At 58.5% G+C, this 431-nt stretch carries 1 protein-coding gene; it reads right to left on the bottom strand.

Features of this window, described 5'->3' with window-relative positions; translation table 11 throughout:
* Positions 1-431: general secretion pathway protein GspK (locus A3754_RS06515; RefSeq protein ID WP_197468520.1), on the bottom strand; the 431-nt coding region annotated here is incomplete at both ends.

Genomic DNA, 431 nt, shown 5'->3' on the forward strand with positions numbered 1-431 from the left:
CCGCTATTCCGCCCAGCACCGCATCCAGCACCTGGGGCGGCGCCGTATTCACATTCAATGTAGTTCCCAGCGGTAGCGCCGTAAACAGCCCCCAGACCATGCTGTCCTGGGGTTGATTGGCCACCTGGAAGCTGAGCAAGGCACGCATTTCCGATTCATGGGCCGCCGGCATGTTCGGAGTCCGGCGGTTACGGTAATCCGCGTCTTCCGCCCCTTCTACCCCATCCACAATATTGTTGGAATCCAGCCAATCCGCCATTTCGTTGGCCAGTCGTGACGCGTCTGTTTCCTGGGGGAAAGTCAGTTCGATGAGCCGGGTAAGCCGGTCAATCGCCTCTGGATCGCGAACAAAGGCATCGCCTTGAGCCGTAATCAACCAATTGAGATTAAAACGCCCCTGTAGATCCTGGACGCTGGCGCTGAGCATGGCG

The organism is Alcanivorax sp. HI0083 (genome assembly GCF_001635175.1).